The following is a 24135-nucleotide window of genomic DNA, read 5'->3' on the forward strand; positions in this document are numbered from 1 at the left end:
CATTGTTCAGTACTATAACCTTAGTTATAGCGCCCTGCACATTGGTTCGTCTTGTTCAGTTTTCAAAGGTCTTTGTCGCTCTCGCGCGACAACTATATTAGTATATCACGACCTTACCTTACTGTCAACACTTTTTTCCAAAAAATTTTATTTTTTTGAAAGTTCATTTATACACTGTCAACTTTCAGTTCTTAAATTGAATTTTTAAAATCCTTTAGATAGTTCTCTAATTTCTTTTTCATTTTTGTTTTTCCTAGACATCTTCTGTTTGCTAGTAATGCTTCATATTGTTCTTTTTCTTTTACTGTTAATTTTTCTTTAAAACGTTTTAATGCATCTCTCAGAACAACCAGCTCATCTAAATATATTTTTCTTGATGAAATTCTGTGACTAATTTCTCCAATTTCAATATATGGAAGTCTATTAATTTTTCTCTTATCACTTTCCTGTTGTCTTATTTTATCTTTAATATGATTTCTAAATTTTGTTTTGAAATATGTATAAAGTAATTCTTCATTTGTTTCAATTTCAGGATTTTTTTGATAAAGTTCAAACAGAGTTAGCTGACCTTCTTGTTCCCAATCATCCTTTTCCCATAATTGAATATAATACTCTTTTTCACATTTTCTTACGATATATTTTACTTTTTGATACATTTTATTAAATTCCATAAGCTCTCCTTTACTTTTATCTGTATTTTATAAAAATAAAGAAGCCCATTGGACTTTTTTTCTATTCTGCTCGTTTTTTTAACTATTTGGTTATTATTTTTAACTATTTTTTCCAAATACACAAAAAAAACTGCCACTTGGTGACAGTTCATCGATAGTCCGTACGGGATTCGAACCCGTGTTACCGCCGTGAAAAGGCGGTGTCTTAACCCCTTGACCAACGGACCATTTTTACAACATATTCTATTATACAGAATATTTTTACTCTGTCAACACTTTTTTAATAAAAAAAGAAGGAAATATTTTCCTTCTTTTGAATTAGTTATTTTCTTCTAATTTTGACTTAATCTCATCATATGATAGAGGTTTTGCTTCTTCTTCTAATTCATGCTCTGAATTTTCAGGCATTTTTCCTGTTTCATATAATGATTTAATTTGAACACTATCCAAGGTTTCATATTTTAATAGAGCTTCCGCAATTAGTTTATGCGTTTCTCTATTTCCTTGAATAATTTCTGCCGCTTTATTACGGGCTTCATTCAACAGACTACGAACTTCTTCATCAATTTCGTAAGCTGTTCGTTCTGAAATCATTTTTTGTGGGCTTTGAGCACCAAACATTGCATGATTTCCTTCATATTGGACCGGTCCAAGTTTTTCACTCATACCATATTCTGTCACCATTGCACGCGCCATTTGGGTAGCTTGTTCAAAGTCATTTGAAGCACCCGTTGTTTGCGAATTGAAAATAATTTCTTCGGCAACACGTCCTCCCATGAGCCCAGCTAATTGTTCTTTCATATCTTCTTTAGAAAGTAACATTTGATCTTCTTTAGGAAGGGCAATCATGTAACCGCCTGCACGACCACGTGGAACAATCGTAACTTTATGAACTACACGAGCATTTGATAAGACCAAACCAACGATTGTATGACCAGCTTCGTGATAAGCAACCATTTCACGTTCTTTTTGTGAAATCGTCCGATCTTTCTTAGATGGACCTGCAATAACACGATCTTCTGCTTCATCGATATCAGCAGCATCAATTACTTTTTTATTTCGACGAGCTGCAACCAAGGCTGCTTCGTTCAAAACATTTTCGAGATCAGCACCGACAAATCCTGGTGTTTGTTGAGCAACTAATTTCAAGTCCACATCTTGAGCAAGTGGCTTATTCTTAGCATGAACACGAAGAATTGCCTCACGACCTTTCACATCTGGACGTCCAACCAATACTTTACGGTCAAAACGGCCAGGACGAAGAAGGGCAGGGTCAAGGACATCAGAACGGTTAGTTGCTGCGATAACAATGATTCCTTCGTTGCCTTCAAAACCATCCATCTCAATCAAGAGCTGGTTAAGGGTTTGTTCACGTTCATCATTTCCACCACCAAGACCTACACCACGCTGGCGCCCAACAGCATCAATTTCATCGATAAAGATAATGGCTGGTGCTGCTTTTTTAGCATCTTCAAAAAGTGAACGAACCCGGCTAGCACCGACTCCGACAAACATTTCAACGAAGTCAGAACCAGAGATACTGAAGAATGGCACTCCAGCTTCACCAGCTACTGCTTTTGCTAAAAGGGTTTTACCAGTTCCGGGAGGGCCTTCAAGAAGCACACCTGCTGGGATTCTTGCACCCAATTTAGTAAAGCGTTTTGGATCTTTTAAAAATTCAACAACTTCAACAAGTTCTTGTTTTTCTTCTTCAGCTCCTGCTACATCTGAAAAACGAACTTTAATATCTTCTTTATTAGCAGCGCGGGCTTTATTACGACCAAAGTTCATGGCACCTCTGGCACCTCCGCCACCGCCTTGGTTCATCATTGAGAAGAAGAAGAACATGACAATAACAAATGGAACAATTGAAGTGAGAATTGTTATCCACATGCCACTTGAGCTCTCACGCTTAATGGTGATTTCTGCTTTGTGGTCAGCTGCTAATTTTTGTAATTCATTGACAGTGATATCAGATGGAAGGATGACACTAGTAAAGCGAGATACTTTTTGAACACTTGGGGTAAAAAATTGAATTCCTGTATCTTCTTTTGATTCTTTTGCTTTATTATAGGTACCTGCAATTTCAATCACACTACCATTTGGTTGGTAACTGATCGTTTTTACATTATCATTTTTAATTTCTTTGACCAATTCTGTGTAGTTGATTTGCTGACTTTGACCAACCCCATTACCCGCAAAAAAGTACTGGAATCCTGTCACAGCCGCTACAATAATCAACAAATACAGAAATGGATTTCGGACAAAACCGTTATTTTTTCTGTTATTCATCTAGTCTCCTCTATTTTGAGTACACTTCCTCTTTTAATACACCAACATAGGGTAGGTTACGATAATTTTCATCATAGTCTAAACCATATCCTACAACAAACTCATTTGGAATCGTAAAGCAGGTGTAATCTGCTTCAATCTCAACCAAACGTCCTTCAGGTTTATCCAGTAAGGTAGCAATCTTCACAGATGCTGCATTTCGTTCTTCAAAGAGTTCTTTTAGACTCTTGAGGGTTTTACCTGTATCGATAATATCTTCTACAAATAAAATATCTCTACCAGTAATATCTTGGTCGATATTCTTGATAATATTAATAATACCTGAGCTTGCCGTACCACCATGATAACTTGAAACCAGCATAAAATCCAATTCAATATGTGTATCCACGTGGTTGATCAACTCTGCCATAAATGGAACAGAGCCTTTCAAAATTCCAACAAAAATTGGATTTTTCCCTTGGTACTCTTTTGTTAGGGTTTCACCCAATTTCTTTGCTGCTTCTACAATTTCATCATGTGAAACCAATACTTTTTTTATATCTTTTTCTAACATGTTTTTACCTATCTATTTTTTGAATATAAAGACTATCTTTCATTATACCACTTTTTGAGGGCTTACTCAAATCACTCGTTACCAATCCCACTACAGAAAGAATATTATGATTCTGTTCTATAATGAGAGCTTTTTGCCGAAGCGAAATTGGAATTTTATGGTTGATAAACCACCGTCTTAATTTTTGATGGTGGCCATTAACAAGCAGGTGATCTCCTTCCTTTCTCCCTCTAATTAAGATGGGAGTTTCGCGTGAAACAGAAAGAATTTCTACATTTTCCCCTACTAATGGTTGTCCAAAAGATAGTTTATAATTTGCAATATCAAAGATATTCCCAAATTCTAACAAAAAAGGAAGGGGTTGGTCATCCGACTTTTGACTGATTTTTCGTATTTCAAAGAAATCATATTCTTGATGTAGTTCATAATTCGACTTTAAATAATGAATGCAATTTCTTTTTTTTCGCAGTAAATCTAATAATTCTTGAAACTGGGCCCTACCAAGTTGCAAATCTGGAAATTGTGCCAAATACTCTTCTAATAAGAATGATTGTACAGAATGAGAATACTTTCTAAAAGAAGCTAAATCTTGAATGCTTAACTTGCTAGTCAATTCTTTTAGTGCTTGGTGCCAACGATTCACTTCCTCTGCTAAATAGCGAAGACTTGCTTGCATTTGGGGATTTTCTTTTTCAAATTCTGGAAGGTATTGATGGCGTACACGATTTCGAAAATAGTCCTGTGAGTCATTGCTACTGTCTTCAAAGTGAGGGATTTTCATCAACTCATCTTTGGTAAAAGTTAACAAAGGACGGATTAACTCACCCTTACCAAATGGTTGGCGTACAGGAATACCACTTAAATGGCGTAATTTTGTTCCTCGTATTAAGCGCATGAAAGTTGTTTCGGCTTGATCGTTTGCATGATGACCTGTTACTAAAGCGGTGCAATCCTCTTTCTCCATAATCTGTTTAAAAAAATCATAACGAAAGGTACGAGCTTTTGCTTCTGTAAAATCACCCGAATAGTGAGCCACATGGATACGTGTCTCTCGCCTATCAGCTAGCGTTCGAAGTTCACTTTCTTCTAAATCCGATTCTGGTCTTTGTCCATGATTGACATGAGCGAGTACCAGATGGATTTTCAATCGTTCTTTATTCTTATATAAAAGTTCATACAGATTCATTGAATCCAATCCACCAGATAAGGCAACTAAAACACGGCGATGGGGAGTAAATAGATCTTGTTTTTCACAAAACTCTAAAAATCGCTTTTCCATTATTTCAATACCTCATAGATATCTTTTGAAATGTTGGAAATCGTATCATAATTCGAATGATCTGTAAAAATGGCTATTACATAGGGTGAATTTGTATATACAATTGCAACATCATGTCTAAAATCATAGGCATCTCCGATTTTATGAGCAACTTTTACTGGAAGGTCACGCGCAATCCGTTGATCATCATATTTTGTAGAGGAGAGTGCATCAATAATAGGGCCATTTTGTTGATAGACAGCCTCCATGACATTGCCAGCCATTTCAGCGGATGCTTCTCTTTTTTCAACATCCCAATGTTTCTTTGCAATCCTATCCAAAGTTTTTTGGAAGTCTTGATCTGATTGATGAGTGACATAATAATTCAAGATATTATGTCCAACATTATCTGATTCTTTTGCAATTTTATCTACCAACTCTTGAACACTATATTCTTTTCCATCTGGTGTTTTTGAAAGGCTACCACTTCCTTCTGGTTCATAGCCACCTTTGAAATCATTGACTTCTGGAATATATTTGTAGGTTGTAGTTGGAGAAATGGCTTTTTTATTGAGCTGTTCTTGGACGTAGTACAAGTATGGTAATTTCGTTACACTGGCAGAATACATTTCTTTTTGCGGATTGATTCCAGCAGTATTTCCAGTCTCTAATTGTTTTACATAGATTCCATACGAAGGAGAATTGTATTTACTATTTAACAAGTCCTGGACTTTTTCCATTCGATTATCTTTTTCAGTAACGAATGCTTTGTTCACCCAGCCCTGACCTTCAATCTCCACAAATTCATCTCGTAAAGTCTTAGCTGTACGTAAGACTGTCACTTTTGTATAAGGAGAAAGAGGTGTATTTTTTTCTTTTGCACCATTTATTAAGGGTCGGTCATACACTTTAAAACCAGGTTTTAGCCACATGTCTTGTTTTTTTTCTTGTGTTTCTTGTACAACATCAGAAAAAATGACAGAAGAATCTGCTAATACATATCCTTTATCTGCTATTTTAAATACAGCTTTCCCTTCATCATTTACAAAGAGTTGTTCGATTGTAAACGGTGTGTTGGGAAGAATTTCTCCTTTTGCTTTTTTCAACTGAGGATCAGAAAAAACAGAAATTTTGCGATAGACATTAGGGTTCGCTGGAATTGAAGAAAAATAAAGTTCTGATGGATGAGCCATTGTCTGAGAAGACTCAGACTGCTCGATACTCGCTGCTTGAGACCCAATAAATAAAATTGGAACTAACAATAGGAGCAGAAATCGTTTAGACACCTGTATTCCTTTCCTTTTCATCCTTTTGAAGTTTGATCATTTGGTTTTTCTTTTTTAATTCCTCTAATTTTTCATCCGAAAATTCAAGAAATTGTTTAACTGTTTGTAAGATATTTTCCATCGGTTATTGGGGGAGTAAATCTGGGATGGTATAAACATATTCACCATCTTTTGAAAAAGAATACTTAGCGCGTGCATATTTTGTTGCATAATCATCGTCTTTTAATTTTTTAGCGATGTCTTGTTGGTATTCTTTTTGTTCACTTGTTTCTTTATACTCTTTTTCCAACTGTTTGTATTGTTCTTTTTTATCTTGTAGCGATTGATAGCTCTGGGCTAAATTATAAGTTGGAAGAATAAACAGTAACATGACTAATATCAAAACGAGCCCCAGAAAACGATTGCGTTTTTTTCTTTCTTCTTCTAAAAAACGTTTTCGCTGACTTTCGTCTTTGATATATTTATTGTTCATTTGAACGATATTTTTAGGCATCTTCTTCTATCCTTGTTTCACTAATTATTTCGTACATTTTGGATGCATCTTCTTTTTTTGTACTATCCAACATTTCCAAGACTTTAACCGTCAATACTTTATTTCCAAAACGAACTTCAATTTGATCATTCACTTTCAAATCCGTTGAACTTTTGGCTAATACTCCATTGACTTTGATTCGCCCTTTATCTGCAACTTCCTTTGCAACAGGACGACGCTTAATAATGCGAGAAACTTTTAAATATTTATCTAATCTCATACTGTCACCTCTAACATAGTATTGTATCATTTTTTATACATAAAATGCGAAAAATGAGCTAAGAACTGTAGTCCTCTTCTTTTTCCTGTTTAATGTCCAATAAGGTTTGACCAAATTGCTTCAGAGCTTCTAAAATTTCAAAATCTTTCTTATTTCGAATATCGAAGATCACTTCAATCAATCCCTTTTCTTCTGCAATCTGTGCCTTTAACTGTGTCATTGACAGAGCTTTGAAATAATCCTGTGTTAAAAACAGTTGTTTGGCAATAGGTTCAAATTTCACTGTCACTTTTTGTTGTTTTCTCTCAACAAGACGGACAAATACTTGATCCAAGTAAGCTTTCACTAAACCAATTTCTAGTAGGTAGGCCACAACATCTGGGTATTCTCCAAAACGATCGATCAATTCATCTTGCAAATATTCATAGTCCGTCGCAGAATTCATTTCACGAATTTGTTTGTAAATTTCAATTTTTTGACGTTGATCTGAAATATATTCATTAGGTAAATACGCATCTATTTGAAGGTTCAACTCTGCATTACTCTTTTGCCTGCGATGCTCTTGGCCTTGTTTCTTAGCAATAGCTTCTTCTAACAATTGAGAATACATTTCAAAACCAACTGAATCGATGAAACCAGATTGAGAAGCTCCAAGGATATTCCCTGCTCCACGGATCGATAAATCTCGCATAGCAATTTTAAATCCAGAACCCAACTCAGTAAAACCTTTAATAGCTTCTAAACGTTTTTCAGACACTTCTGTAAGAGATTTGTCTGGACGATACATCAAATAAGCATAAGCAATTCGATTGCTTCGTCCCACACGACCTCTTAGTTGATAAAGCGTTGAAAGCCCCATATGATCCGCATTTTCAATAAAGAGTGTATTGGCATTTGGAATATCCACACCTGTCTCAATAATGGTTGTCGTCACTAAGACATCGTATTCGCCATTAATGAAATCCAACAGGGTATTTTCCAGGCGAACTTCACTCATCTGGCCATGAACAAAGCCAATCGAAGCCTCTGGAATCAACTCTTTTAATTCAGACACTTTTTGTTCAATTGTATCTACCTTATTGTAAAGATAATAGACCTGTCCTCCACGATCCATCTCCCGCAACACAGCATCTCGAATAATGGTTGGATTGGTCTCTAGTACAAAAGTTTGCACAGGATACCGATTGGTCGGAGGTGTTTCGATGACAGACAAATCTCGAATTCCTAGCATAGACATATGAAGAGTTCGAGGTATAGGGGTAGCTGTCAAGGTAAGCACATCCACCTTTTTTTTCAATTCTTTCAAGGTTTCTTTGTGCTTCACTCCAAAACGTTGTTCTTCATCGATCACGATTAAGCCTAAGTCTGAAAAAACAACATCTTTGGACAAGAGCCGGTGAGTTCCAATAATAATATCCACTCGTCCTTTTTTCAACTTTTCAAGCGTTTCTTTCTGCTCTGCCTTACTCTGGAAACGACTTAAAACAGCAACCTCTACTGCAAAAGATTCAAAACGCTCCTTAAAATTGGCATAATGTTGTTGGGCAAGAACAGTGGTAGGAACCAACACTGCTACTTGTTTATGATCATTTACTGCCTTAAAGGCTGCTCGCATAGCGACCTCTGTTTTCCCAAAACCGACGTCTCCAACCAGCAATCGGTCCATCGGACGATTCGATTCCATATCTTTTTTGATTTCTTCAATGGAACGTAATTGGTCATCTGTTTCAATATATGGAAAATCTTGTTCAAAAGCCTCTTGGTTTTCATCATCTTTGGAATAGGCAAAGCCTTCTAATTGACTACGCTCCGCATAAAGTTTTATCAAATCATCCGCAATGTCCTCCACCTGGGTCTGAACCTTTTGCTTCGTTTTTTGGAAACGCCCATCATTTAACTTATTAATTTTTGGCGTTTTTCCATCACTTGCAACGTATTTGGACAACATCTGAATCTGATCGACAGGAATCGAGATGCGATCTCCATTTTGATATTGAATTGAAACATAATCACGATGGACACCCGAAATTTCAATCGTTTCAATTCCCAAATATTGACCAATACCATGAACTTGGTGAACAACATAGTCCCCTTTTTCCAGTTCATTATAATTTTTTAGGCGTTCTGCATTGGAAATATTTTGCCTGCGAATCTTTCGTTTGATCTTTTTCTGATAAATCTCTGATTCTGTAATATAGACAATTTTTTCATCAACAAATTGAAAACCGTGAGCTAATCCTCCAACGACTAATTGACTAGCTTGAGGAATGATCGTATCCCCATCAATATAATCTAATCGAATCCCATACTCTTCTAAATTTTTATGGAGCTGTTGAAGATTGTGATGAGAAGTTGCTTGGACAATAACAGTATAGTTTGATTTTCGATACCGTTCAATTTCCTCTTTTAGTAAATCAAATTGTCCAAAAAACTCCTGCATGGGATATTGATTGAATTGATACAAATGATCAAACTTCAGATTTCCCAATCCTTTTTGAAAGTTTGAAAAATAAGTTGCAGGCGTATATTTTCGTAATGTTGTACTGGTGTCTGCAAAATACACTTGGCGAGAAGAAGCTCTATTTTTATGTAAATCTTCCGTCAAGAGATTAGCTGTATCTAGTTCAAATCTCGCTATTTGATCGGCTATTTTTTGATAATCATCCAGAAAGACTGGAGTGTGTTTAGGGAGATAATCGAATAGGGTATATTGCTTCTCGTAAAAGAAACTAATAAATTTTCTAAGATCCGGATGGAGTTTCCTTTGAGAAATATCTCCCAGAATTTCTGCTAGATAAGATTTAAATTCTTCATTTGCACTCTGTTCTTGCAATTGTTCTATTTGCTGCTGACCACGTATAAAATCTTCCTCTTGCAACAATAGATCACTCACTGCCTTCAGTTGAACTTCTTCAACATTTTCAACAGAACGCTGACTTTCTGGGTCAAAGATTCGGATTCCATCAATCTCATCTCCGAAAAATTCAATCCGATAGGGTTGGAGTTGGTCGATCTCAAAGATATCTAAAATATCTCCTCGTAGACTAAACTCTCCCTGTTGCAAAACTTGGCTCACCTTTTGGTAGCCAATCTTCTGTAATGTTTCACTCAGAGTAGTTAAGTCTATTTCTTGACCAACCTTCAATTGAAAAATGCTAGATGCAAAAACTTTAGGAGAAGGTAATAGTAGTTTTATACCACTCACATTGGTCACAAGGATGCCTTGACGACCTTCTTGGAATAAAAAGTTCAAAGCCTCTAATCGTGCAAATTGCCTTTCTTGTGAAGCAAAAACAAATTCTGCTAAAGGGTTATCATCTCCCAAAAATGTATGGACTTTCTCTTCTCCAAGTAAGGCAATAAAATCACTGGCCAATCGTTCTGCTTCGTTATAACTGGAAGTGATGAGGACTGCTTTTTCAATAGAATCAAAGGCTGAAGCCATTACAATAGCCTTTGTGGTCGCAGATAATCCTAAGATCAATTCCCTATTATTTTTTTGCAAACCTTGTTGCCAGGATAGAAGGTTGGAGTTTTGACTCACTAAATCAATTACATTCATCTACTTACCCGTTGTATTTCTGCATGCTTCTTTCAAAATTTTCTTCTACCAAGTAATCGTTAACCGCTTCTTCTACTCGATCGATTGTTTGTAGAATAGTGATGTAATCGTCTTTATCAAATTTTCCTAATACATGATGAACAACTGACATGCCCTGCTTAGGTCTTCCAATTCCAATCTTAATTCGATAAAAAGTCTGAGTTCCAATATGATTGATAATCGATTTGATTCCGTTATGACCTCCAGCTGATCCTTTCGCTCGAAGACGAATCTTACCAACTTCCATATCTAAATCATCGTAAATAACCAAAAGATCTTCAATATCCAGACCATAATAAGTCAGAAGGGCATGGACTGCTTTTCCACTCTCATTCATGAAAGTGGTCGGCTTTACAAAATAGACCTTTTCTCCATTCAAAAATGTTGAGGCGATATCAGCTTGAAAAATCTTATCATGGGAGAAAGTAAGATTTAAAGACTTTGCCATTTGATCAACTAACATAAAGCCTACATTGTGTTTGGTTTCAAAATACTTATCACCTGGATTTCCCAATCCAACAATTAATTTCGTCATCTCTTTCCTTTCAAAACACTAAAAGGGTTGGAAATATTTTTTCCAACCTTTACATCTTTTTAACTCTCTTATACATTAAAACGGAATTCCATGATGTCCCCATCTTGGACAACATATTCTTTTCCTTCTTCGCGCAAGCGTCCTGCTTCTTTTACAGCCTTTTCAGAACCGTATTTGACCAAATCATCATAGGACATGGTCACGGCACGAATAAATCCTTTTTCAAAATCGGAGTGGATGATTCCAGCTGCTTGAGGAGCTTTCATGCCACGTTTGAAGGTCCAAGCACGCACTTCTTTTTCACCAGCTGTGAAATAAGTGCCAAGTCCCAACAAGTGATAAGCTGCACGCGTAAGTTTATCAACTCCAGACTCTGTCAGGCCAATCGCCTCTAAAAATTCTTGTTTATCTGCATCATCTAGCTCAGAAATTTCTTCCTCAGCACGCGCAGAAATCACCACGACTTCCGCGTTCTCTGTTGCCGCAAAGTCACGAATTTGTTTCACATACTCGATAGAATCTGGATCTGCAACAACATCTTCATCCACATTGGCTACATAAAGAACTGGTTTGGTAGTCAAAAGGAAAAGTCCTTTCACCACTTTTTGTTCTTCCTCAGTGAATTCAATGGTCCGAGCTGATTTACCATCTTCAAGAACTGGTTTGATTTTTTGTAGAACATTAAATTCCGCAACAGAATCCTTATCTTTTTGTGTACGAGCGATTTTTTCTACACGCGCATAGCGTTTATTGACAGACTCTAGGTCGGCTAAAATTAATTCTAAATTGATAGTATCAATATCTGCCAGTGGATCAACAAAGGCATCTTCACGACCTTGCTCCCGCATGACATTTTCATCATCAAAAGCACGCACCACATGGACAATAGCATCTACTTCACGGATATTGGCCAAGAATTTATTACCAAGTCCTTCCCCTTTAGAAGCTCCTTTCACAATCCCAGCAATATCTGTAAATTCAAAAGTAGTCGGAACTGTCTTCTTAGGAGTAATCATTTCCGTCAATTTTTGGAGGCGTTCATCTGGAACTTCTACCATCCCGACGTTTGGATCAATGGTTGCAAAGGGATAGTTTGCGGCCTCTGCTCCTGCTTTTGTAATTGCGTTAAATAGGGTTGATTTACCAACGTTTGGTAAGCCAACGATACCTGCTGTTAATGCCATTTTTCTTTTTTCTCCGTTCAAATTTCAATCTCTTTTATTATAACATAATTCAAAAGACAAGTAATGAAAAATAAAATATTTCATGACCTTTGAAACTAGATTTTTTCATCAAACTGTAACGTTCTAAAAAGATAAAAATGGTATACTATATTTAACAATGAACAAAGGAGTTTTTCAGATGAAAAAACAAACATGGAAATCTATTTTTCTTTCTTTAATCGCTATCTTTACTCTCTTTCTTCTTGGAGCTTGTGGACAACAATCTGTTCAAAAATCCTATCTTCAGGCAATCAACCAAGAAAAGAAAACAGATGTTCGTATTACACTAGAACATAAAGGTGATAAAGCGATCAGTAACCAAACCACCACTACTATTTATTACAAAGAGGCGGGAGTTACGAAAGATCAATTAAAGGAAATGATCGATAAATATGATGAAGAATACAAAGATGTCAAAGGATTCACACATTCTGCTGAATATAAAGATGATTATATGGTTGAAAAAACAACACTAAATTATGAAAAGGCAGACTTAGATCAGCTAATTGAAAAGAAATTAGTAACGACACAAAAAGATAAAAAAGTCGACTATATCAGCTTCAAATCAACTTTTGATATGATGAAACAGGGTGGTTTCAAAGAAGTTAAAAATGGAAAATTTGAAGAATTAAAATAATCGAAAAGGTTCGGTCACATAAGTGACTGAACCTTTTATAGTACTTTCTTCATTTTCTGTTCAAAATCATGGCGACTCATCATGACCACATGATCACAATTGCTACACTTGATTTTTATGTCTGCACCAAGTCGCGTAATTTCCCAACGATTTGCCTTCTTGCCTGTTTCTTTAATCACACAAGCGTGAGGCTTTTTCATTTCTACAAAATCACCTAACGTATACATGATTCACCTTTGTTAATTTGTGCGAACTGGCGTAATCAATTGAATGAACCCTTGTTCATTTCCTTCTGGAACCAATGTAAACGGTCTAACAGAAGAAATAAAACGAATAACAACTTGTTCACTGTCAATAGCTTTGAGCGCTTCAATCAAATAAGTTGGATTAAAGCTAATAGACAAATCCTCTCCTGAAACGGCGCTCGTATCGATCTCTTCATTTACTCGCCCAACTTCTGGTGAATGAACGTGAGAAGAAACCACTCCATTTTTGAACTCTAATTTAACCGTTCCGTTTTGAGTCGCATTTGAAAGAAGACGAGCACGCTCCATTGCAAATCGAAGGTTGGCCACATTGAAGGTTGCCTCTGTATTGAATTCTGTTGGAATGAGACGGTCTGTATCAGGATAATTTCCTTCTAGCAAACGGGTATAAAAACTAATGTGTTCACTTCTAAATAGGATTTGATTGTTAGCAAAGAAAACTTCAACTGTTTCAATATCATCAGAAAAGACAGAGGTGAATTCACGAAGAGAGCGACTTGGGATGACAACATCAAAGTTGTCTCCATTTTTCTCCAGTGTAATCACTTTTTGACTCATACGGTGAGAGTCTGTTGCTACTGTTTTTAGCTCTTTATTATCCGATAGAACAAAGTGAACACCTGTCAAAATTGGCCGACTTTCTTGTACACTTGCTGCAAATGCTGTTTCATTAATTAATTGTTTTAATAATTTTGTTTCCAAAACTAATGGATTACTTGCAGCAATTTCTTGAATACGTGGATATTGATCTGCATCTTTTCCTTTAAGTGTAATTTCTGATTTTCCACTTGTTAAAAGAACCTGTTTTTGTTCAATCTCTTTAAAATCTAAAGTAACATCTGGTAAACTTGAAACCACATTAATAAAGAAAGTTGCTTCCAATAAAATAGAACCTGGAGAGGTCACTAGTAAACCAGCATTTTCGTCTTTGATAGAAATAAAGTTTTCGATTGAAATTTGGCCATTCGATCCTGATAAGGCAACTCCTTCTGGAGTGACATCAATTTTAATCGTGGAAAGGATTGGAATAGCATTTTTTGAACTGATCGCTCTTTTGGTAGTATTTAGTGCTTGTAAAAATAAAGTTTTGTTAATAGAGAAATTTATCATGGTCATTCCTTTTATTTATTTTATGATTAGTAAGTTAATAGTAATAGTAGGTTGTGTGGAAGTTGTGGAAAACTCTCAGAATCCTGTCTATGACTTGAAAAGTTACTTGTTTAAAAATTGTGTATAACCCCTAGAAGTTAAGAGGAAGTTATCCACAGATTAATTTAACTTTTTCTTGATACTTTGAATTTCGAGTCTTAGATTATCATCTGTGTCGACCATACTTTTAATTTTTTCATAGGCATGAATGACAGTCGTGTGGTCTTTCCCACCGAATTCTTTTCCGATTCGAGGAAGTGAGTTGTCCGTCATCTCTCTTGAAAGATACATAGCTACTTGTCGTGCTAGGACAATATTTTGAACCCTTCGCGAACCTTTGATTTCTTTTACACTGACTCCATAAAAGGCTCCAACTGCTTCCTGAATTTTTTCAATGGGGATGACAAGCGTCTTGCTATTATCGTTTTTACGAGCTCGAATAGCTTCAGCAGCAACATCGATCGTAATTTCTTTTAGTTTTTTCACCTTCGCCATTAAAGAAATATCATTTAAGGCACCTTCTAAGTCTCGGACATTTGAATCAAACTGACCTGCTAGATATTCCAGTGTGTCATTAGGAAAAATATAGTCTAGATCTTCAATTTTATTCCGTAAGATGGCAATCCGAGTTTCAAAATCAGGTGGTGTTATATTTTGCGTTAGTCCCCATTTGAAACGAGTAACCAGCCGCTCTTCAAGACTATCTAAATGATCCGGACTTCGATCGCTTGTTAGAACAATCTGTTTGTTGTCGCTATGGAGGGCATTAAAGGTATTAAAGAATTCCTCTTGAGTCGTGACTTTTTTCCCGCCAAGTGACTGGATATCATCGATTAGTAAAAGATCAAGACTTCGATAGGTATTCTTGAACGTCTTCATTTCTCCTAATCGAAGGTGTTCTAAAAATTCATTAATAAAGGTTTCTGCTGGGACATACTTAACCCGTGCATTTGGAATATTTTCTAGGATTTGATTTCCAATTGCGTTCAATAGGTGAGTCTTTCCAAGCCCTGGTCCACCATAGATAAAGAGAGGGTTGTATGTTGTTGCAAGATTTTCAGAAACTGCAAGCGCTGCTGCTTTCGCCCAAATATTTCCATCCCCTTGCACAAAATTATCAAAGGTGTACTTTGATTTCAGACCTGTATCAATTTTAGGCAACGGTTCGGTTGTTAAGCTACCTGAAGATAATCTCCTATTCTCACTGATATGACTACTAGGAATTTCTTCGGTATCTTCAAAAACGAAATGGAACTTCAAATCTGTATTGTAGACTTCAAAGCTGGCTGTGATCAAAGCATTTTTTAGATTTGTTTCCCAAAATAATTCTTTATAATTTCCATCAAGATAAATGGTAGCCGTCTCTCCATCGATTTTTACTAATTTTGAATCGGCGACAAAAAAATCATAGGCACTATCTTTTAGTTGTAATTGGGCTAATTCTAAAAAACGAGACCAAAATTGCTCTTCTTGTGACACTATCAGACTTCCCTCCTTTTCTTGAATTGTATCAAATCATACGTACTCCTATTCTACCACAAACAAAAATAGTTTTCCACAGGCTAAATTTCATGAAATTAAATTATAGTTTTAAACTTTTTCCACAAGTTGTGGATTTAAATTCACATTGTTTTTAAAAGTTATCCACAAAGTGGGGATAACTAGTGAATATCCTTATTTTTCTGCTATTTACAAAAGATTTTTATGGTGGAAAAGCTTGTCAATACAAAAAATAAAAATAACAGCCTTATTTAAGGCTGTTGATAATTCGTTGGTATTCATCAAGACTAGAAAAAGAAATTTGGATAGTTCCTTTATTTTGAGAAGAGGAGTGTATCGTCACATCTGTTCCTAATATTTTTTTCAATCGTTGTTCCTCTTCTAGTAGGAAGCTCTCTTTTGCTTTTTTATTTTTCTGTTTTCTTTTTGAACTGATCTTATTTTCTAATGTTCGAACATTTAAATGATCCTGTTTGATTCGCTCCAACCAAAAGCGCTGCTCTTCTTCATCAAGAGGAACAAGAACACGCGCGTGAGCCGAAGAAATATCATTTTGAATGACTGCTTCTTGAACAGAGGGAGCTAGATGTAACAAGCGAAGCATATTGCTGATATAGGGTCTAGATTTCCCCATAAATTGAGCGATTTGGTCGTGCTTATAGCCATGATCAACTAGCTTCTGGTAGGAGATAGCTTCTTCAATTGGATTGAGATCTTCTCGTTGAAGATTTTCAATAATGGCTTGTCGCATCATTTCTTGATCTGTTAACTCTTTAATAATCGCAGGAACAAGCTCTAATCCAGCAATTTTTGAAGCTCTAAAACGTCTTTCACCTGCAAGCAATTCAAAACCAATTATTGGAGATTTTCTGACAATAATTGGTTGAATTAAGCCATTTTCTTTGATTGACTGAGCCAGTTCTTCTAATTTTTCTTGATCAAATACTTTTCTTGGTTGGAAAGGATTGGTTCGAATGTCCTTTACCGCTATTTTTTCTAATTTTTCCATCTTATGAATAGAATAACACACCTTTACAAATTCGTAAAGGTGTGTTTACAAGTATGTCAAGAAAGTGAAAGTTAATCGCTCAGATCCTCAGTTGATTTTGTCAACTTGATAGAAGTTGTTTGTTGTTTTCCATCACGATAGAATGTGACCTTGATCGTATCATTGATTTGGTGAGAATAGAGGGCGGATTGTAAATCTGCCGTTGACTCGATATCTGTATCATCGATCTTTGTGATGACATCATAACGTTGCAATTTATCTGAAGCAGGCATATTTTCAAGTGTTGAACGAACTAGTACTCCTCCAGAGATTTTTTCAGGAAGTTTTAATTGGCTTAAATCAGAAGTTGAAAGGTTGGATAAATCCATCATTTGGATTCCAAGAGCTGGTCGAACTACTTTTCCTTTTTCTTCTAGTTGCTTGATAATATTGACAACATCATTTGCAGGAATTGCAAATCCCATTCCTTCTACTGAAGTTTGTCCGTTATTTGAAATTTTACTTGAGGTAATCCCAATGACTTGTCCTTGAATATTGATTAATGGACCTCCAGAGTTTCCTGGGTTGATGGCTGCGTCTGTTTGTAGGGCGCGTGTAGAGATATTTTGTCCATTATCGGCTTTCAATTTCACATTGCGGCCTTGGCTGGAAATAATTCCTTGGGTAACAGAATTAGCATAATCTGTTCCAAGAGGGCTACCAATTGCAATTGCAGTCTCACCGACTGTTAATTGGTTTGAATCTCCGAATTCAGCTACTGCCTTTGCTTTATCCGCACTAATACGAACGACTGCAATATCAGAATAGACATCTGACCCAACTACTTCTCCGGGGACTTTATTCCCATCTGCTAAAAGAATATCTACTTTTTTAGCACCATTGATTACATGGGTGTTGGTAACAAGGTAGGCATATTTTCCTTCTTTTTTATAAATGACCCCAGAACCTTCACTAGAAATTTGTGAATCAGAGTTTTCTTCTTTTTCAAATAACCCTTGATTCGAAGAATCAGAATAAGTAATCACAGAAACTACAGCATTTTTCACCTTATCTACGGCCTCACTAGTTGAGGTTGTATTTTTATAAGCTGTTTTAACAGTGGTTGAGTGTACTTGCTTACTTTCAGTATTTGAAGTAGAAGAATGAGAGGTTTGTAAGGTTAAAAAGGTTCCAAGAATCCCACCTAGAAAACCTACAACGAAAATAAGGGTTATGTTTCCAAGTTTTTTCAGTAAATTAGATGAAGATTTCATATTTTCCTCCTAAGGATATCAAATTGTCTAAAGTATAGAAAAACTTTCTTAATTATATCTTAAATAACTAAAGTTATCCACAAATTGTGGATAAGTTGTAGAATTTAGTTGAGAAATGGCTTTAAAAAGGACTTTATAGAATAGATTTCCTTTCTATAGCTGTGGATTATTTGTGGAATTGAAGAATTATGCTACAATAGGGGAATGAAAATTAAATTGATAACCGTTGGAAAATTAAAAGAAAAATACTTAAAAGATGGGATCGCGGAGTATATTAAAAGGCTTGGTCGATTTGCAAAAGTAGAACAGGTTGAGTTAGTTGATGAAAAAACTCCAGATCGTGCCAGTCAACTCGAAAATCAACAAATCCTTGAAAAAGAGGGGGAACGAATTCTCTCTAAGATTTCAGATAAGGAATATGTGATTGTATTAGCCATCGAAGGAAAACAATTTCCTTCAGAGAAATTTAGTCAAACGATTGACCAGATTATGACATCTGGTTATTCAAACCTTACTTTTGTTATTGGAGGCAGTCTTGGTCTGTCTCTTGAAGTGAAAAAAAGAGGAAATCTATTAATGAGCTTTGGTCAATTAACTCTTCCTCATCAGTTGATGAAATTAGTGTTGGTGGAACAAATCTATCGTGCTTTCATGATTCAACAAGGGAGTCCTTACCATAAATAACCTTGACGCTCCTTCCTTTTTCTGCTAAAATGAAGTAAGTTCGGTCTCATAGCTCAGCTGGATAGAGCATTCGCCTTCTAAGCGAACGGTCGCAGGTTCGAATCCTGCTGGGATCAAATGAAAGATGCAGCTTTTGCTGCATCTTTTCTTTTATGTAAAAATGTATAAATTTTCATTGTTTATTAATTTTTGTATACTTTGCTATAGATTAATAGTAATGAAATGATTTATTAGGAATATTTTAAAAAAGAACTAACAATCCCTATATAGTGCAAAGTGTAGATTATATAAATTGTGTAAAATAGTTTTCATTCATGTAACAAAAACATTAAAAACATTACAATTTTACCGATTCCCTTTAATTTTAGGCTATTTTATATTATAATTTTTTGTATATAAAATTTTATTTTTTTATAATAATACTAAAGTATAATAAAATAGAAAAAACAAAGTGGGAGAATTTGTGTGATTCAGTCATTAATCTTGTCTTTTCTCTTGGGAGGGATCATTGTTCTGACGTTTGCATTAGTGGACGAAAAAATCTATCAGGAACATCAATTTGCGTTTATCTTTCTGCTGAGCACCTTTGTTCTTCTTTTTGAAAGTCTCTTAGTATTTTTAGATGTGACTTTATTTTCAAATATTCGACTCTCTGATTTAAATATGCTCTTATGGCCGGTTTATTTATATCCTTATTATCATTATGCCAATCGGACGAATCGCTTGTGTGCCATTTTTTATTCTTTTTTTACTTATTTAGCGGTTGAAGGAACAGCAACTTTTCTGACGATAATTGTCTCTTCAGTGTTGGGAGATGCTTTAGTAGCAGCTTACTCGATTGTCTACAATATGTGTATTCGTTTGGTCTCTTTAGGAATCATTTTGAAGTTAATTGACTTATTTGAATTTGATTTCACTCCTTTTTATGAGAAAGAATTTGAAAAATATTTAAAGAGACTCATCTACGTCTATTTTGCTATATTTGTAGTGATTAATTTTGCTTTATGGATTAGTGAACAAGCGCAATTTAAAAATTTTGGGAGTATGTTGGCAACGATTTGTTTTTTCTCTTTTGTAGTCAGCTTATTCCATATGAAAATCGAGCGAGATCAGTATCGTAAAAATTTAGAACTGGAGTATAAAGAATTTTCTGAGCAACAAATGAGTCGGTATATGGCTGAAATTCAAAGTCTCTATTCTATTGTTAGGGGATTTCGTCATGATTTGGGAAATTTAGTTATTTCTATGTCATTAGCTATTGAGGAAGAAAATATTCCAGAAATACAGAGAATCCATAGAGAAGTATTGGAAAAAGGTTATAAAGAGATCAATACAGAAGCATTATCAGGATTCAACTTGGTCAATATCAAAGATTCTGCTTTACGAAGTATTTTGATTCGAGGCTGGTTGGATGCAAGAGATGCTGGGGTGGAAATGACCTTTGAAACGAGTGAACCAATCGAGCAACTACCAGTTGATTTATTAGATATCGTGAGAATCGTTGGGATTCTAGTGACAAACGCTTTGGAAGCTTCAAAAGAAGCAGAAGAAAAGAAAGTTCATATTGCTATTTTCTCTATTTCAAAAATTGTTTACTTAGTGATTCATAATACAACAAATGAAATCACTTTTGATATTAGAAAAATATATGAAGAAGGTTATTCGACAAAAGGAGAAAATAGAGGACTAGGATTAAATAATGTGAGAAAAATCTTAGCAAATTATGGAACGATGTTTTTAGAAACGGAATTGCAAGGAAATCGTTTTTTACAAGTTTTGAAGATTGGAGGATACGAACAAGAATGAAGGTTTTTTTATTAGAAGATGAGCTCTCTCAACAGATACGGGTAGAAAAACACATTGCAGAAATTGCTAAGGAATTAGACATTAAACTTGAAGTGATTTCTACCGGTAAAATTTCGGAATTTGAAAATTATATCCAACATTCGGATATCCACCAATTATATTTTCTAGATATTCATATCCAAGACAATGAGTATTGTGGGCTGGAAATTGCTCAAAAAATACGAGAAGCAAATCCTTATGCCATTATTGTTTTTATTACTACAAAATCAGAATTCGCTTCGATTACCTATCGTTATAAAGTATCTGCCTTAGATTTTATTGATAAAAATTTGAATGAAGATTTATTTAGATTAAAAATCAAGGAGTGTATTGAGTACCTAACAACTATTCAAATTGGAAATGATGATTTGACAGATTATTTTGAGTATGACTTTAAGGATAAAAAGATAAAAATTCCATTTAAGGATATTCTTTATATTGAAACTGTTGGTTCGGCTTATAAATTAAACTTAGTTGGGAAAAATTTTCAAAAAGAAATTGCGGGAAGTTTATCAGATGTCTTGGAGAAAGATGTGGAGGAGAGATATTTCAGTCCCCATCAATCTTTTATCGTGAATAGAAGTATGATCATTGGAATGGATAAGAAAAAGAAACAGCTGCTGTTGAAAGAAGGGTATTCTTGTCCAATCTCAAGAAGCAATATCAAACGTGCCAAAAAATTAATTGAAGAGCAAAATTTAGAATTTAGTGCTTGACAATTAGTTAAATTTTGATATAATGGGATATGTTCTGTTAATGAATATATGGTCCGTTGGTCAAGGGGTTAAGACACCGCCTTTTCACGGCGGTAACACGGGTTCGAATCCCGTACGGACTATATCTCATTCCGCCATAGCTCAGTTGGTAGTAGCGCATGACTGTTAATCATGATGTCGTAGGTTCGAGTCCTACTGGCGGAGCTAGTATAGCACCCATTTGGGTGTTTTTTTGTTTTGAAAAGGCTAGGATAATGACTATCCTAGCCTTTTATTTATAAGTGAACGATGGTTAGATTCCTTAACTTTTTCGTCTTTTTATTTGTCTCCATTCGTAGAGGAAGAAGAGAATGATTCCAATGAAAAAGGCAATGAGTCCTTCAATGAAGCCTTGGGGAACAAATGTTAAGGTGACTGTTCCGGATCCTTTTGAAACACGAACTCCCATCAATCCTTTCTGGATGCGATGAATTTGGATAGGCTTTCCATTTTGTTTAGCTGACCAGCCTTTATCATAAGGGAGTGTAAAAATAAGGGTAGTGTCTCTATTTGCGTTATAGGCTGCTACCAATTTGTTTTTCTTTTTGTGAATAGCAACTTCTTGCTGACGAATACTAGCGATAGCTTGTGTGTATTGGTCAAGATCCAGAGCAAAAAATTCTGGTGTATCAAAGGAGACTGTCGAATTTTCTGGAAAACTCATACGAATAGTAACTGTTTCTTCTGTGTCAAAATGGCCAATTGAAAAGAATGGAAAGGCATTATCAATGGTATAGCGTTGGGTCTGTCCATTGTAGCTGATTTCAATATCTTTCCGATCATCGTTTGAAAATTGTAAATTTGGAACATTGACATATAGTTGGCTATGGGTAGGAACCGTTACTTCATATTGAATACTTGCGTAGGAAAGATGACTATCTTCTTCAATTTTTGCAGTTTGCAACGAAGATGTAGTATTTTGTGAAGTAGGCGAGAGAATATTTAATTTCTTATAAAATTTATATTTTTCATCCGTGATTTGATGGATGAATCGTGTCTGATTATCCAGTGTCAAATTCGTAAAGGAAGTATTTTTATAAGGTTTTGCTGACAGAAAGGCGATTGGTAAGGCATATTCGTTTTCTGAAAGTGAGACTCCATTTTTGGTTGCAATCTCTTTAAATCCAAATTTTTGAACAGGTTGTTGGCTTAAATTATAGCGAACACCAAATAGACTATCCATTAAAATAGAATTGTTTTGGTATCGAAGATTGAGGTTAGTTCCTTCAGATTTAAATCCTAGTTTGTCCAATGTCGAGCTAGCATCCGTATTTCGTACAGATGAAAATTGAGAAATTCCATTATAACCATACTTCATGCTATCATTGCCCGTTTGTGGATGTAGAATCTCAGTCCGATAATTTGAGTCTGTCTTCTCTCTTACTAAGGATTGGATGGCTTTTAAGTCGCGTTCGTAGGATGATCGAGAAGCAAAGACCCATTCATTCGCAATTCCTTCCATTTGATAATAACTATTTACCGATAATTCAAAAATGGAGAAAAAAAGGATCGAAAGATAGAAAAGTCTAGGCGGTATCTTTTTTAGGATAAATCCTAAACAGACCAAATAGAAAGCAATTAAAAATTCAAAAGTAACAATAAAATTGACAGCATCTAAAAATTTATAGTGACTGCTGTAAAGGACAGTTGCTCCAAATCCTAGAATAAGGAGGAAATTAGCAAGACTAAAACGAATCCAAGTGATCTCCTCTATTCGATTTAGTACTTCTCCTGCCATCAGAATAATCGTCAAAGAAAAGATCCAAGAGTATCGATGAAGAAACATATTTGGCGCGTGCATACCTTGCCAAAGGAGATCTAATAATTGAAAACGAAAACTCAAAATAAGAATGGTCAAGAGTATAAAGTAAGAAAGTTTCACGTGAAACTTGATCGACTTTACAAAGAAAAAGGTAATCGCTAAAAGAAGTGGAAATAATCCCACGTAGATCATTGGAATTGATCCATATTTAGTAGTGTCAAAACTTCCAATGAAATTTTTTGCAAATACGTCAAGATACCAACTTTTTTCTGTAAAGATACTGTCAACATTTGAAAAACTTTCTCCATGAGTGCGTAAATCTAAGAAGGTTGGATATAACATCACAAGGCTTGTTATAACTGATAAAAGAGATACAATCACAAAATGAAAGAAGCGTTTTCCAATTCCTTTGATGTCCCATGACAGTTGTGTCAAGTACCATAAAATAAGAAAAATAGACATCATAAACCCAAAATAATAATTTTGGATAAACAAGCTGGTTAAGCTGATAAAGTAGAGAATCTCTCCCTCATTGTAAATGAGTTTTTTGAATCCATAAAGAATTAATGGTGCTAGGATAAAAACATCAAGCCAAGTTTTGATTTCAATTTGGCTGATAGCAAAGCTCATAAGAGCAAATGAGGTTGAAAGGGTAAGAACCAGGGATCTAGGAATTTTAGAAAACATTCCATGTAAACTAATATAAGTGCTTAACCCAATAGCTCCAAATTTAAGAAGAGTGATGAGGTAAACAGCATTCGGCATGGATTGTGCATTAAAGAAGAAGACAAGAGGAGAAAAGAAACTTCCTAGATAATAGCTACTGAGTGCATAGAAATTAATGCCTAGTCCACTTTGAAAACTGTAAAATAGGCTATCTGTCCCATGTAAAATATTTCGAAGTGTGGTATCAAAAATGACATACTGATGATAACCATCTCCTAATAAGGGGGATGTATCACTGTTCCAGTAGATTCCTTGTGAGAGGTAAATAAAGAACATCATGATAGCTGGAATCAGGAAAGAAGATACTATAAAAAGGGATGTTTTTAGCTTTGTTTTATTCATATATTTCTACTGAAAGAGCCTGAAATCATTATTTCA

Annotated in this window: 21 protein-coding genes and 4 tRNA genes; 7 read left to right on the plus strand and 18 right to left on the minus strand. The window is 35.3% G+C overall.

Features of this window, described 5'->3' with window-relative positions; translation table 11 throughout:
- Positions 1 to 191 precede the first annotated feature (191 nt).
- From WKT08_RS07025 to ychF, 12 genes are all read right to left on the minus strand, one after another.
- Positions 192 to 671 carry a sigma-70 family RNA polymerase sigma factor gene (locus WKT08_RS07025; protein WP_003009261.1) on the minus strand — a complete coding sequence of 160 codons (480 nt, stop codon included), beginning with the start codon at positions 669 to 671 and terminating at the stop codon, positions 192 to 194.
- Positions 672 to 826: 155 nt separating this feature from the next.
- Positions 827 to 898, minus strand: a tRNA-Glu gene (locus tag WKT08_RS07030).
- Positions 899 to 989: 91 nt separating this feature from the next.
- A complete protein-coding gene (ftsH, locus tag WKT08_RS07035; protein ID WP_049473251.1) occupies positions 990 to 2963 on the minus strand; it encodes an ATP-dependent zinc metalloprotease FtsH in 1974 nt (657 codons plus the stop codon).
- Between the two features lie 10 nt (positions 2964 to 2973).
- Positions 2974 to 3516: a hypoxanthine phosphoribosyltransferase gene (hpt, locus tag WKT08_RS07040; RefSeq protein WP_340281056.1), complete on the minus strand. Its 543-nt coding sequence runs from the start codon at positions 3514 to 3516 to the stop codon at positions 2974 to 2976.
- A 4-nt stretch (positions 3517 to 3520) separates the two neighbouring features.
- Entirely contained in the window at positions 3521 to 4795 is a 1275-nt protein-coding gene (gene tilS / locus WKT08_RS07045; RefSeq protein WP_049492794.1) for a tRNA lysidine(34) synthetase TilS, read from the minus strand.
- Positions 4795 to 6060 (minus strand): serine hydrolase, encoded by a 1266-nt coding sequence (locus tag WKT08_RS07050; protein WP_445330264.1) that lies wholly within the window; start codon positions 6058 to 6060, stop codon positions 4795 to 4797. Before WKT08_RS07050 ends, tilS begins: the two co-directional genes overlap by 1 nt.
- A complete protein-coding gene (locus WKT08_RS07055; RefSeq protein ID WP_003009253.1) occupies positions 6053 to 6181 on the minus strand; it encodes an SP_0009 family protein in 129 nt (42 codons plus the stop codon). Before WKT08_RS07055 ends, WKT08_RS07050 begins: the two co-directional genes overlap by 8 nt.
- Positions 6182 to 6184: 3 nt before the next feature.
- On the minus strand, positions 6185 to 6553 hold the full coding sequence (locus WKT08_RS07060) for an FtsB family cell division protein (protein WP_003009251.1): 369 nt from the start codon (positions 6551 to 6553) through the stop codon (positions 6185 to 6187).
- A complete protein-coding gene (locus WKT08_RS07065; protein WP_003002258.1) occupies positions 6546 to 6812 on the minus strand; it encodes an RNA-binding S4 domain-containing protein in 267 nt (88 codons plus the stop codon). Before WKT08_RS07065 ends, WKT08_RS07060 begins: the two co-directional genes overlap by 8 nt.
- A 58-nt stretch (positions 6813 to 6870) precedes the next feature.
- Positions 6871 to 10374, minus strand: coding sequence for a transcription-repair coupling factor (gene mfd / locus WKT08_RS07070; protein ID WP_340281061.1), 3504 nt, complete (start codon positions 10372 to 10374; stop codon positions 6871 to 6873).
- A 4-nt stretch (positions 10375 to 10378) separates the two neighbouring features.
- Positions 10379 to 10948, minus strand: a complete 570-nt coding sequence (gene pth / locus WKT08_RS07075; protein ID WP_003009246.1) for an aminoacyl-tRNA hydrolase — start codon at positions 10946 to 10948, stop codon at positions 10379 to 10381.
- A gap of 68 nt (positions 10949 to 11016) precedes the next feature.
- Entirely contained in the window at positions 11017 to 12132 is a 1116-nt protein-coding gene (ychF, locus tag WKT08_RS07080; RefSeq protein WP_003010773.1) for a redox-regulated ATPase YchF, read from the minus strand.
- Positions 12133 to 12310: 178 nt separating this feature from the next.
- On the opposite strand from ychF, the gene WKT08_RS07085 reads away from it, so the two are divergent.
- Positions 12311 to 12808 carry a DUF1307 domain-containing protein gene (locus tag WKT08_RS07085; protein WP_031574824.1) on the plus strand — a complete coding sequence of 166 codons (498 nt, stop codon included), beginning with the start codon at positions 12311 to 12313 and terminating at the stop codon, positions 12806 to 12808.
- A gap of 35 nt (positions 12809 to 12843) precedes the next feature.
- On the opposite strand, the gene WKT08_RS07090 is transcribed toward WKT08_RS07085, so the two are convergent.
- The 5 genes from WKT08_RS07090 to WKT08_RS07110 all read right to left on the minus strand — a co-directional run bounded on the left by WKT08_RS07090 (position 12844) and on the right by WKT08_RS07110 (position 17985).
- Complete coding sequence (locus tag WKT08_RS07090; RefSeq protein ID WP_003002008.1) at positions 12844 to 13035, minus strand: DUF951 domain-containing protein; 192 nt, start codon at positions 13033 to 13035, stop codon at positions 12844 to 12846.
- Positions 13036 to 13047: 12 nt separating this feature from the next.
- Positions 13048 to 14184 carry a DNA polymerase III subunit beta gene (gene dnaN / locus WKT08_RS07095; protein WP_021154169.1) on the minus strand — a complete coding sequence of 379 codons (1137 nt, stop codon included), beginning with the start codon at positions 14182 to 14184 and terminating at the stop codon, positions 13048 to 13050.
- 159 nt (positions 14185 to 14343) lie between these two features.
- Positions 14344 to 15702, minus strand: coding sequence for a chromosomal replication initiator protein DnaA (dnaA, locus tag WKT08_RS07100; RefSeq protein WP_070664927.1), 1359 nt, complete (start codon positions 15700 to 15702; stop codon positions 14344 to 14346).
- A gap of 268 nt (positions 15703 to 15970) precedes the next feature.
- Positions 15971 to 16732, minus strand: a complete 762-nt coding sequence (locus tag WKT08_RS07105) for a ParB/RepB/Spo0J family partition protein (RefSeq protein WP_023920003.1) — start codon at positions 16730 to 16732, stop codon at positions 15971 to 15973.
- 71 nt (positions 16733 to 16803) lie between these two features.
- Positions 16804 to 17985 carry a S1C family serine protease gene (locus tag WKT08_RS07110; RefSeq protein ID WP_045760067.1) on the minus strand — a complete coding sequence of 394 codons (1182 nt, stop codon included), beginning with the start codon at positions 17983 to 17985 and terminating at the stop codon, positions 16804 to 16806.
- Between the two features lie 204 nt (positions 17986 to 18189).
- On the opposite strand from WKT08_RS07110, the gene rlmH reads away from it, so the two are divergent.
- The 6 genes from rlmH to WKT08_RS07140 all read left to right on the plus strand — a co-directional run bounded on the left by rlmH (position 18190) and on the right by WKT08_RS07140 (position 21434).
- Entirely contained in the window at positions 18190 to 18669 is a 480-nt protein-coding gene (gene rlmH / locus WKT08_RS07115) for a 23S rRNA (pseudouridine(1915)-N(3))-methyltransferase RlmH (protein ID WP_045760066.1), read from the plus strand.
- A 42-nt stretch (positions 18670 to 18711) separates the two neighbouring features.
- Positions 18712 to 18785 (plus strand) — tRNA-Arg (locus WKT08_RS07120).
- A 349-nt stretch (positions 18786 to 19134) separates the two neighbouring features.
- On the plus strand, positions 19135 to 20475 hold the full coding sequence (locus WKT08_RS07125; RefSeq protein ID WP_340281072.1) for a sensor histidine kinase: 1341 nt from the start codon (positions 19135 to 19137) through the stop codon (positions 20473 to 20475).
- On the plus strand, positions 20472 to 21230 hold the full coding sequence (locus WKT08_RS07130; protein WP_195423600.1) for a response regulator transcription factor: 759 nt from the start codon (positions 20472 to 20474) through the stop codon (positions 21228 to 21230). The genes WKT08_RS07125 and WKT08_RS07130 overlap by 4 nt, the downstream gene beginning before the upstream one ends.
- Positions 21231 to 21280: 50 nt before the next feature.
- Positions 21281 to 21352 (plus strand) — tRNA-Glu (locus tag WKT08_RS07135).
- An 8-nt stretch (positions 21353 to 21360) separates the two neighbouring features.
- Positions 21361 to 21434: transfer RNA gene (locus WKT08_RS07140), tRNA-Asn, on the plus strand.
- A 97-nt stretch (positions 21435 to 21531) separates the two neighbouring features.
- Here WKT08_RS07140 and WKT08_RS07145 read toward each other — a convergent pair.
- Positions 21532 to 24099 (minus strand): YfhO family protein, encoded by a 2568-nt coding sequence (locus WKT08_RS07145; protein WP_003009226.1) that lies wholly within the window; start codon positions 24097 to 24099, stop codon positions 21532 to 21534.
- Positions 24100 to 24135 lie beyond the last annotated feature (36 nt).

Origin of the sequence: Streptococcus sp. HCA-5024 (genome assembly GCF_037890265.1) — a bacterium.
GTDB classification, from domain to species: domain Bacteria; phylum Bacillota; class Bacilli; order Lactobacillales; family Streptococcaceae; genus Streptococcus; species Streptococcus lingualis.

What these genes read in the sequence shown, in the direction of transcription:
- WKT08_RS07025 (WP_003009261.1), bottom strand. Translation starts at nt 671, where the DNA reads ATGGAATTTAATAAAATGTATCAAAAAGTAAAATATATCGTAAGAAAA.
- ftsH (WP_049473251.1), bottom strand. Translation starts at nt 2,963, where the DNA reads ATGAATAACAGAAAAAATAACGGTTTTGTCCGAAATCCATTTCTGTAT.
- hpt (WP_340281056.1), bottom strand. Translation starts at nt 3,516, where the DNA reads ATGTTAGAAAAAGATATAAAAAAAGTATTGGTTTCACATGATGAAATT.
- tilS (WP_049492794.1), bottom strand. Translation starts at nt 4,795, where the DNA reads ATGGAAAAGCGATTTTTAGAGTTTTGTGAAAAACAAGATCTATTTACT.
- WKT08_RS07055 (WP_003009253.1), bottom strand. Translation starts at nt 6,181, where the DNA reads ATGGAAAATATCTTACAAACAGTTAAACAATTTCTTGAATTTTCGGAT.
- WKT08_RS07060 (WP_003009251.1), bottom strand. Translation starts at nt 6,553, where the DNA reads ATGCCTAAAAATATCGTTCAAATGAACAATAAATATATCAAAGACGAA.
- WKT08_RS07065 (WP_003002258.1), bottom strand. Translation starts at nt 6,812, where the DNA reads ATGAGATTAGATAAATATTTAAAAGTTTCTCGCATTATTAAGCGTCGT.
- mfd (WP_340281061.1), bottom strand. Translation starts at nt 10,374, where the DNA reads ATGAATGTAATTGATTTAGTGAGTCAAAACTCCAACCTTCTATCCTGG.
- pth (WP_003009246.1), bottom strand. Translation starts at nt 10,948, where the DNA reads ATGACGAAATTAATTGTTGGATTGGGAAATCCAGGTGATAAGTATTTT.
- ychF (WP_003010773.1), bottom strand. Translation starts at nt 12,132, where the DNA reads ATGGCATTAACAGCAGGTATCGTTGGCTTACCAAACGTTGGTAAATCA.
- WKT08_RS07085 (WP_031574824.1), top strand. Translation starts at nt 12,311, where the DNA reads ATGAAAAAACAAACATGGAAATCTATTTTTCTTTCTTTAATCGCTATC.
- WKT08_RS07090 (WP_003002008.1), bottom strand. Translation starts at nt 13,035, where the DNA reads ATGTATACGTTAGGTGATTTTGTAGAAATGAAAAAGCCTCACGCTTGT.
- dnaN (WP_021154169.1), bottom strand. Translation starts at nt 14,184, where the DNA reads ATGATAAATTTCTCTATTAACAAAACTTTATTTTTACAAGCACTAAAT.
- WKT08_RS07105 (WP_023920003.1), bottom strand. Translation starts at nt 16,732, where the DNA reads ATGGAAAAATTAGAAAAAATAGCGGTAAAGGACATTCGAACCAATCCT.
- WKT08_RS07110 (WP_045760067.1), bottom strand. Translation starts at nt 17,985, where the DNA reads ATGAAATCTTCATCTAATTTACTGAAAAAACTTGGAAACATAACCCTT.
- rlmH (WP_045760066.1), top strand. Translation starts at nt 18,190, where the DNA reads ATGAAAATTAAATTGATAACCGTTGGAAAATTAAAAGAAAAATACTTA.
- WKT08_RS07130 (WP_195423600.1), top strand. Translation starts at nt 20,472, where the DNA reads ATGAAGGTTTTTTTATTAGAAGATGAGCTCTCTCAACAGATACGGGTA.
- WKT08_RS07145 (WP_003009226.1), bottom strand. Translation starts at nt 24,099, where the DNA reads ATGAATAAAACAAAGCTAAAAACATCCCTTTTTATAGTATCTTCTTTC.